Consider the following 8,620-nt stretch of genomic DNA (forward strand, 5'->3'; position numbering starts at 1 on the left):
AGGCATTTAGTTGGGCTGGTACTTTTTTTTAAAGGACACCGGCCGCGTCGGGGGGGGGGGGCGGGGGGGCCCGGCGCGCGCGGTCGACCGGGGCCCGGCCGGCACCCCCGTACCACGGGCCGGCCCCGCGGACGGCCGCCTGTCCCAGGCGGCGCCGGATCACACCGTCGGCGCGTGCGGCCACCGGGGGCGTCCGCGGTGAAGCCGCCGCCCGGGTATGAGGTCGTCGGGGCTGCCCTCCGGCGGGAGTCCCCGCGCGGCGAGGAGCTTCGCGGCGTCCTGCTGCGTGCCGACCCCGCCCCGTACGCCTGCGCCGCCGCCGGCACCGACCCGGCGCACGTCCTCCGTCCCCTCGCCGACGGCTCCACCACACGGGCCTGGCCTCCGACGGCGGCCTGGCGGGGGTCCGCGCCGCCCTGGCGCGGCTCGGCTAGCCGACCAGGCGTCCGTCCCTGGCCACCACCCGGCCCGCCCGGACCACCAGGTCCCGGCTCGGCAGGTCCACCACGACCTGCGGCAGGCACTCGCCCTCGACCAGCATGAAGTCGGCCGGGGAGCCCGGGCGCAGATCGGCGTCGGGCAGGCCCATCAGCGCCGCGCCGCCGTGGGCGGCGATCCCGAAGCACGCCTCCAGCTCCTCGTCGAGCCGGGCGTCCAGGGCCCAGCCGGCCAGCCAGGCGCGGTGCAGCATGTCGGCGTCGCCGTACGGGCTCCAGCTGTCGCGGACGCCGTCCGAGCCGAGGCCGACCGTCACCCCGCGCTCGGCGAGCCGGCGGAACGGCAGGACCGTCGTCTCGCCCAGGGCGACCGTGGTCAGCGCCACCCCGGAATCCGCCAGCAGATCGGCCATGTCGTCCAGCTCCCGGTCGGCGAGGCCCGCGACGGCGAAGGCGTGCGCCACCGCCACCTTGCCGTGGAGGCCGGCCGCGCGGGTGCGGGCGGCGATGTCCCGGATCACCGCGAGACCCGGCTCGCCCCGGTCGTGCAGATGGATGTCGAGGCCCAGGCCGTGCTTCTCGGCCAGCCCGAAGACCAGGCCCAGCTGGTCGCCCTCCGCGCCGCCTGAGGCGTCGAAGCCGGTCGGGTCGATGCCGCCCACATGGCTGACCAGACCGCTCGCCGCGGCCTCCGCCAGCAGCTCCGCCGCGCCCGGCTCGCGGACCACGCCGTGCTGCGGGAAGGCGACCAGCTCGACGTCGACGATCCCGGCCAGCCGCGCGGCGGCCTCCGCGACGCCCTCGACCGCGGCCAGTCCGTAGGCCGGGGCCACGTCCGCGTGGGCCCGCATCGCGCGGGTGCCCCGGGTCGCCGCGTGGGACATCAGGCGCAGCGCCCGCTCGCCCACCGGGGTGGGCAGCGCGCGGGCCAGGTCGACGTCCCCGGCCACGTGGTCGGCGATGCCCGCGGCGGGGCGGCGGCGGTACCAGGGCTCGCCCCAGGAGGTCTTGTCCGGGTGGATGTGCGCGTCGACCAGGGTCGGCAGGGCGAGCCGGCCGCCGCCGTCGACCCGCTCCACGGCCACGCCCTCGGGCAGCTCGGCGACGAGCACCCCGTCGACGGCGATCAGGTCGCCGGCGGGCCCGCCGAGGGGCCGGACGTCGTGGAAGAGGGTCGCGGTGCGGGGCGTGGGGCTCACGGAGGTCTCCTTCGGAGTCTGACGGGAACCCTTTTGGTATACCATGTGGGCCGGTGATCGGGACCGGCCGTCACCAGGCCAGCTTCTCCAGCGCGTCCAGGTCGAGCGCCGCCTCCGGCGCCGGACCCGCCGCCTCGGGATCGCCGTCCCCGCCGTCCGGCCCCACCCGCAGCTCCGCCCAGATCGTCTTCCCCCGCCGCCCGTACCGGGTCCCCCAGCGCTCCGCGAACCGCGCCACCAGATACAGCCCCCGCCCGCCCTCGTCGGTCTCCGCCGCGTGCCGCAGGTGCGGCGAGGTGCTGCTGCCGTCCGACACCTCGCACACCAGCCGCCGGTCGTACAGCAGCCGCACCCGCACCGGGTCCGCCCCGTACCGCACCGCGTTGGTGACCAGCTCGCTCAGGATCAGCTCCACCGCGAAGACCCGCTCGTCGAGCCCCCACTCGCCGAGCTTGGCCGCCGCCGCGTTCCGCACCGGCGACACCGCCGCCGGGTCCCGGGCCACCTCCCACTCGGCGATCCGGTCGGCCGGCAGCCGCCGGGTCCGCGCCACCAGCAGCGCGATGTCGTCCCGCGGCGCCGGCGACAGCAGGTTCGCCAGCACGTCCGCGCAGGTCTGCTCGGGACTCCGCTCCGGCCGTTCCAGCGTCCTGCGCAGCAGCCGCAGCCCGGTCCCCACGTCCCGCCCGTGGTCCTCCAGGAGCCCGTCCGTGAACAGCACCAGCTTGCTGCCCTCCGGCAGCCGCAGCTCCGTCGACTCGAACGGCACGTCCCCGAGCCCCAGCCCCAGCGGCAGCCCCGGCGCCAGCGGCGGGAACTCCACCCGCCCGTCCGCGCCGACCACCGCGGGCCCCGGATGCCCGGCGCTCGCCACCGTGCACACTCCGGACGCCGGATCGTAGATCGCGTACAGGCAGGTCGCGCCCGTGATGGTCTCCTCCCGCCGCCCCCGGCCGCCGTCGCCCGCCGCGGCCGCCGGCTCCGCCTCCTCGTCGATCCGCCCGGTGAGCTCGTCCAGGTGCCCCAGGATCTCGTCCGGCGGCACGTCCAGCGTCGAGAAGTTGTGCACCGCCGTCCGCAGCCGGCCCATCGTCGCCGCCGCGTGCAGCCCGTGCCCCACCACGTCGCCCACCACCAGCGCCACCCGCGCCCCCGGCAGCGGGATCACGTCGAACCAGTCGCCGCCGACCCCGGCCTTCGCCGGCAGATAGCGGTACGCCACCTCCACCGCGTCCTGCTCGGGCAGCACCCGGGGCAGCAGGCTCCGCTGGAGCGTCACCGCCATCGTGTGCTCCCGGGTGAACCGGCGGGCGTTGTCGATCGCCACCGCCGCCCGCGCCGCCAGCTCCTCCGCGAACTCCAGGTCCTCCTCCCCGAACGGCTCCGGCGTGTCCGCCCGCCAGAAGTTCGCCATCCCCAGCACCACGCCCCGGGCCAGCAGCGGCACCGTCAGCAGCGAGTGCATCCCGTACGCCAGTGCCCGCGCCGCCCCCTCCGGGTCCTGCGCCCGCCAGCCGTCCGCCGCCGCCAGCTCCGCCTGCACCACCGCGTGCCCGCCGGCCAGCGCCGTCGACATCGGCGTGCTCGGCACGTGGAAGCGGATCACCTCGCCGACCGGCTGGAGCGGCTGGTCCGTCCGCACCCCGGTCAGCGCCGTCCGCCGCATCTCCGCCAGCGTCGCGTCCTGCGGCGGCTCCTCGCCCCGCAGCACCGGTTCGAGCAGCTCCACGGTCGCGAAGTCCGCGAACCGCGGCACCGCCACCTCGGCCAGCTCCTCCGCCGTCCGGACCACCTCCAGGGTCGTCCCGATCCGCACCCCCGCCTCGTACAGCAGCTGGAGCCGGCCCCGCGCCACCGCCGCCCGCCCGGACAGCGCGGCCAGCTCGGTGGTGTCCCGCATCGTCATCACGCTGCCCGAGTCGGGCCCGTCCGGGACGGTCGGCCGCACGCTCACCGCGAGGAGCCGGTCGCCCGCCCGGTGCACCTCGTCCGTCGCGGTCCGCCCGGACTCCAGGAGCTCGACCGTACGGGGATCGAGCCCGAGCTCCGCGACCGGCCGCCGCTCGGCGTCCGGCGGCAGCGCGAGCAGCCGCCGCGCCTCGTCGTTGGCGAGCAGCAGCCGCTTGTCCGCGCCGACGATCAGCACCCCCTCGCGGACCGCGTGCAGCACCGCCTCGTGGTGCTCCTTCATCCGGGTCATCTCGGCCGGGCCCAGGCCGTGCGTCTGCCGCCGCAGCCGCCGCGACACCAGTGCCGCCCCGCCCACCGCGAGCAGCAGCGCCCCGCCGCCCGCGGCGAGCAGCACCACCAGCCGGCCCTGCACCGCCTCGCTGATCGACTGCACCTCGATGCCGCTCGTCACCATGCCGACGATCCGGCCCCGGTCGTCCACCACCGGCACCACGGCCCGCACCGCGTCGTTCGGCGCTCCGCGGAAGGTCTCCGTGTACGACTCGCCGTCCACCACCGCCCGGGACAGGTCCCCGGTCGCCTTCTGGCCGATCAGCCCGAGCTCCGCGTCCGTGTATCGCGTCCCGTCCGGGGCCAGCACCGCGACGAAGTCCACCCCGGTCGCCACCCGGGTCTGCTCCGCCCGCGCCTGGAGCGCGGCCGTCGGGTCCGGCGCGGTCAGCGCGTCGTCCACGCCGGGCGCCTTCGCGAACGCCTCCGCCACCGCGAGCGACCGCACCCGGGCGTCCCGCAGCACGTCCTGCCGGGCCTGCTGGAAGGTGACGAGCACGGCCGCCACGATCACCAGGAGCGCGATCAGCGCCTCCAGGGCGAGGACCTGTCCGGCGAGGCTGCGCAGCCCGGAGCCGCGCCCCGACGCCGGCCCGTCGCGGCGGGCCGTCATCCCGTGCTCCGGGCGATGAGCAGGGCCACGTCGTCCTGGGCGCCGGGGCGGCGCAGCTCCCGCAGCAGCAGGTCGCAGCTCTCCTCCAGGGACAGCTCCCGGGTGGCCTCGACCAGGGTGACGAGCAGCGCGAGCCGCTCGTCGATGGCGGTGTCCCGGGTTTCGATCAGCCCGTCGGTGTAGAGCACCAGCCGGTCGCCGGGCAGGAAGGGCACCCGCGCGGTGCGGAAGGCGCCGCCGCCGACGCCGAGCGGCACCCCGGTGGAGAGCCCGACCAGCTCGGCCGGGCCGTCGGCCGGGAGCCGCACCGGCGGCAGATGGCCGGCGTTGGCGATCCGGCAGCGGCCCCGGCGGGGCTCGTACACCGCGAAGAGGCAGGTGGCGATCGAGTGCTCCAGGCCGACCGTGATCCGGTCCAGGTGCCGCAGCACCTGGGTGGGGGAGAGGTCCAGGTCCGCGAAGGCGCGGGTGGCGGTCCGCAGCCGACCCATGGTCGCCGCCGCGTCGATGCCGCTGCCCATCACGTCCCCCACGACCAGGGCCGTCTTCTCGTCGGGCAGCGCGATCACGTCGTACCAGTCGCCGCCGACCTCGACGGACTCCTGGGCGGGCTGGTAGCGGGCGGCGGCCTCCAGGCCGGGGCGCTCGGGCGGGTCGCCGGGCAGCAGACTGCGCTGGAGGGTCACCGCCGAGTTCCGCACGCTCTGGTACCAGCGGGCGTTGTCGATGCTCACCGCCGCCCGGGCGGCCAGCTCCAGGGCGAGCAGCACGTCGTCGGCGTCGAACGGCAGCGGGTTGTGCCGGTCCCGCTTGAGGTCGAGCGCCCCCAGCACCTCGCCGCGCGCGATCAGCGGGACCGCCAGGTACGAGTGCACCCCGGCCCGCGCCAGCAGCTCGGCCGCCTCGGGGCCGCGCGCGATCCGCGGCAGGTCCGCCTCCGAGACCCGGGTCACCAGGACCGGCCGCCCGGTGTGCACGCACCGGGTCACCAGCCGGTCGGCGCCGTACAGCGCCACCGAGCCGGGCGGGTCGGCCGCCGCCAGCGCCTCCGTCTCGTGCCCGGCCTTCACCGCGAGCGCCCGGAAGAGCGCCGGGCCCTGCTCGGGGGCGCCCGGCCGGCGCAGCGAGAGCACCGAGTCGAGGACGTCGACGGCCGCCACGTCGGCGAGCGCGGGCACCACCACGGACGCCAGCTCGTCGGCGGTCCGCTCGACCTCCAGGGTGGTGCCGACCCGGGCCGAGGCGTCCGCGATCAGCGCCAGCCGCCGCCGGGACCGGTCGGCCGCCGCGTCCGCCCGGTACCGCTCGGTCACGTCGACCACCCAGGCCGCCACCCCGAGGACCCGGCCCCCGGCCGCCTCCAGCCGGTAGAACGACACCGACCAGGCGTGCTCGCCGCCGCCCGGGTCGGACGGGGTCGCGCCCAGCGCCTGGACGTCGAGGAGCGGCGTCCCGGTCTCCAGCACCCGCCGGGCCGCCTCCTCCAGCGGCGCCGCGTTGACGCCCGGCAGCACCTCGGAGGGGCGCCGGCCCAGGTGCTGGTCGGCCGACAGCCCGTTGAACCGTTCGAGCGCCGGATTGACCAGGGCGTACCGCAGCTCGGTGTCGAGGACCGCGAGGCCGATCGGGGACTGGTCGACCAGCCGGTCGGAGAGGGCCAGCTCGGTCTCCACCCGGGCCACGGCGGTCCGGTCCGCGCAGATGCCGAGCGCGTACAGGTCGCCCAGGTCGTCGGTGAGCCGCATGTTCCGGAACTCGACCTCGCGGGTCGTTCCGTCCTTGTGCCGTACGGGGAAGGTGCCCGCCCAGGTGGTGCCGCGGCCCAGCACCTCGCCGAACAGCCGCATCGCCTCGGCCCGGTGCTCCTCGCCGACGATCAGCCGGGCCACGTACCGGCCGAGGGCCTCGTCGGCCCGGTAGCCGAAGAGCGTCTCCGCCTGCGGGCTCCACAGCACGATCCGGCCGGCCGAGTCCACCACCACGGCGGCCACCCCGAGCACGTCGAGCAGTCCCCGCGCGTCGACGGACGTCCCGGCCACCGGGCCGCCGGGAGGCCCGGCCGCGCCGCCGCCCGGACCCGGACCCGGACCACCGGGGCCGCCGGGCACGCCGCCGCGACCCTCCTCCGTCCCCGTGCCCGTCTCCGGGAAGGAACCGGCCGTCACCCTGCCCTCCTCCCGCCGAGCCCGCCGCCCCTTCCATGCTCCCCGGCCCCTCGCGGCGACGCACCACGAAGGGGGCCGACCAGGAGCCGGGCGCTACGAGGACCCGGCGCCTGCCCCGGCACGCGCGCGTGCCGGGGCGCCGGCCGCCGTGACCGCCGCCCAGGCCAGGCCCGCCACCGCGAGCACCGGCAGCAGCAGCCGGACGTCCACCGCCGTGACCAGGGCCGCGCCCAGGGCCAGCGCCACCGCGTTCGGCACGAACAGGACCGTGTTCGCGGTCGCCGCGATCCGTCCCGCCGCCTCCGCCGGGGCCTCCTTCTGCACCCCCGTCATCGCCGCCACCAGCACCCACGGCAGGCCCACCCCGATCACCGCGCTCGCCGCCAGCGCCGTCGCGTCGAAGGGCAGCGCCCGCAGTCCGGCAGCCGCCGCGAAGAGCGCGAGCCCGGCGGCGGCGAGCAGCCGCTCCGGCACCCGGCGCAGCAGCGGCCCGGTGGTCAGGCCCGCGAGGACCGAACCGGCGCCCTGCACCGCGTACAGCACCCCGGCGTACGCGGGCGGCCGGCCGAGCCCCTGGTCCACCACCGCGTACACCGCCGCCCCGTTCACCCCGGCGAGCAGCATCGTGAACGCCCCGGTGGCGACCAGCGGGCGCAGCACCGGCGAGGCGGCGAGCAGCCGCATGCCCTCGGCGGTCTCCCGCCGCCAGGCGCCCCGGTCGCGCGGGGCGGCGGGCGCGGGACGCTCCTCCCGGACCCGCATCGCGGCGAAGGCGGCGGCGGCCAGGACGAAGGTGGCCGCGTCCAGGAGGGCGACCGGACCGCCCCCGTACCGGGCGAAGAGCCCCGCCGCGGCCAGCGGGGCGACCAGCTTCATGGACTCGCCGGCCGTCATGCGCCAGCCGTTGACCGAGCCGAGCCGCTCCTTGTCGACGCCGGTCGCGAGCAGCGCCTGCTCGGCGGCGTCGTGGACGGCGCCCTGCGCCCCGTACAGCACGAGGACGGCGAAGAGCAGCCAGACCCGGTCGGCCGAGGTCACCCAGAGGAGCAGCGGGAGGACGGCGGCCATCGCGAGGTCGAGGGAGATCAGCAGCGGACGGCGGCGCACCCGGTCCGCGAGCGTGCCGAGCAGCGGCCCGAGCAGGGCCGGGGCCCAGAGGGCGAAGGCGGTGAGGGCCGCGAGACCGTCCGACCCCGTCAGCGACTTGACCCAGATCCCGGAGACCAGCCACATCGCCGTCGTCCCGAACCCGGACACGACCACACCTGTCAGATACCAGCGCATGGACGGAGCGTGGCGTCTGAGGTGCCCCCGGGGGATCGGGCACCTGCCCTATTCAGGGCGCCTCTTCGGGGCGCCTATTCGCGGTGCGCGGACCGCCCCTCGTACCGGAGCGCCGCCCCGGTGACCACCGCGCCGAGCCCCTCCCACAGGCCCACCCCGAGGAAACCGGACGGGGCCCGCTCCGTGAAGACCGCGAGGGTGAAGACCGCGCAGGTCAGCAGCCGGAAGGGGACCGTCCAGCGGAAGAACGCCCGCCAGTCGGCGAGCGCGGCGAGCACGTAGTAGACGCCCATGTTGAGCGCGGCCATCGAGGAGGCGGTGAGGAAGACCAGCGTGTGGTCGCCCTCCGCCCGCGCCCCGTCGGGCACCGGCTCGAAGCCCATCACCGTGAGCAGGGCGCTCGGGGCGACCAGGCCCACCACCCCGAGGGCGGCGGCGAGGAGGCCGAAGACCGCCATGGTCCAGCCGGACAGCGAACGGGGCAGGCGACGCACGACGGTCCTCCGCGGAGCGAGTTCGACAGTTCGAGCCCCCGCGCCGTGTTCGAGCGCGAGGGCGTGACCCTGCATATCGCGCGGGGGCCCGCGGGGGGCCAACAAGGCCCCCCCGGCCGGACCAGAGCGCCCCCCCCCAGCACCTGATCGCCACCCCCCCCCCCCCCGCCCGGCCCCGGGCCCCCGG

The 8,620-nt window shown here is 77.1% G+C and carries 5 protein-coding genes; all 5 read right to left on the minus strand.

Annotated elements, in window-relative coordinates; genetic code table 11:
- Positions 1-430 precede the first annotated feature (430 nt).
- Positions 431-1,681 carry an amidohydrolase gene (locus ACFW1I_RS25985; RefSeq protein WP_384674287.1) on the minus strand — a complete coding sequence of 417 codons (1,251 nt, stop codon included), beginning with the start codon at positions 1,679-1,681 and terminating at the stop codon, positions 431-433.
- Between the two features lie 25 nt (positions 1,682-1,706).
- Positions 1,707-4,490 (minus strand): SpoIIE family protein phosphatase, encoded by a 2,784-nt coding sequence (locus ACFW1I_RS25990; protein ID WP_384674290.1) that lies wholly within the window; start codon positions 4,488-4,490, stop codon positions 1,707-1,709.
- Positions 4,487-6,655 (minus strand): SpoIIE family protein phosphatase, encoded by a 2,169-nt coding sequence (locus ACFW1I_RS25995; RefSeq protein WP_384674292.1) that lies wholly within the window; start codon positions 6,653-6,655, stop codon positions 4,487-4,489. The genes ACFW1I_RS25990 and ACFW1I_RS25995 overlap by 4 nt, the downstream gene beginning before the upstream one ends.
- A gap of 93 nt (positions 6,656-6,748) precedes the next feature.
- Positions 6,749-7,939 (minus strand): MFS transporter, encoded by a 1,191-nt coding sequence (locus ACFW1I_RS26000; RefSeq protein WP_384674294.1) that lies wholly within the window; start codon positions 7,937-7,939, stop codon positions 6,749-6,751.
- Positions 7,940-8,013: 74 nt separating this feature from the next.
- Positions 8,014-8,397 (minus strand): hypothetical protein, encoded by a 384-nt coding sequence (locus tag ACFW1I_RS26005; protein ID WP_384674308.1) that lies wholly within the window; start codon positions 8,395-8,397, stop codon positions 8,014-8,016.
- Positions 8,398-8,620: the final 223 nt, after the last annotated feature.

The sequence above is a fragment of the Streptomyces sp. NPDC058955 genome, from assembly GCF_042741435.1.
Taxonomy (GTDB): domain Bacteria; phylum Actinomycetota; class Actinomycetes; order Streptomycetales; family Streptomycetaceae; genus Streptomyces.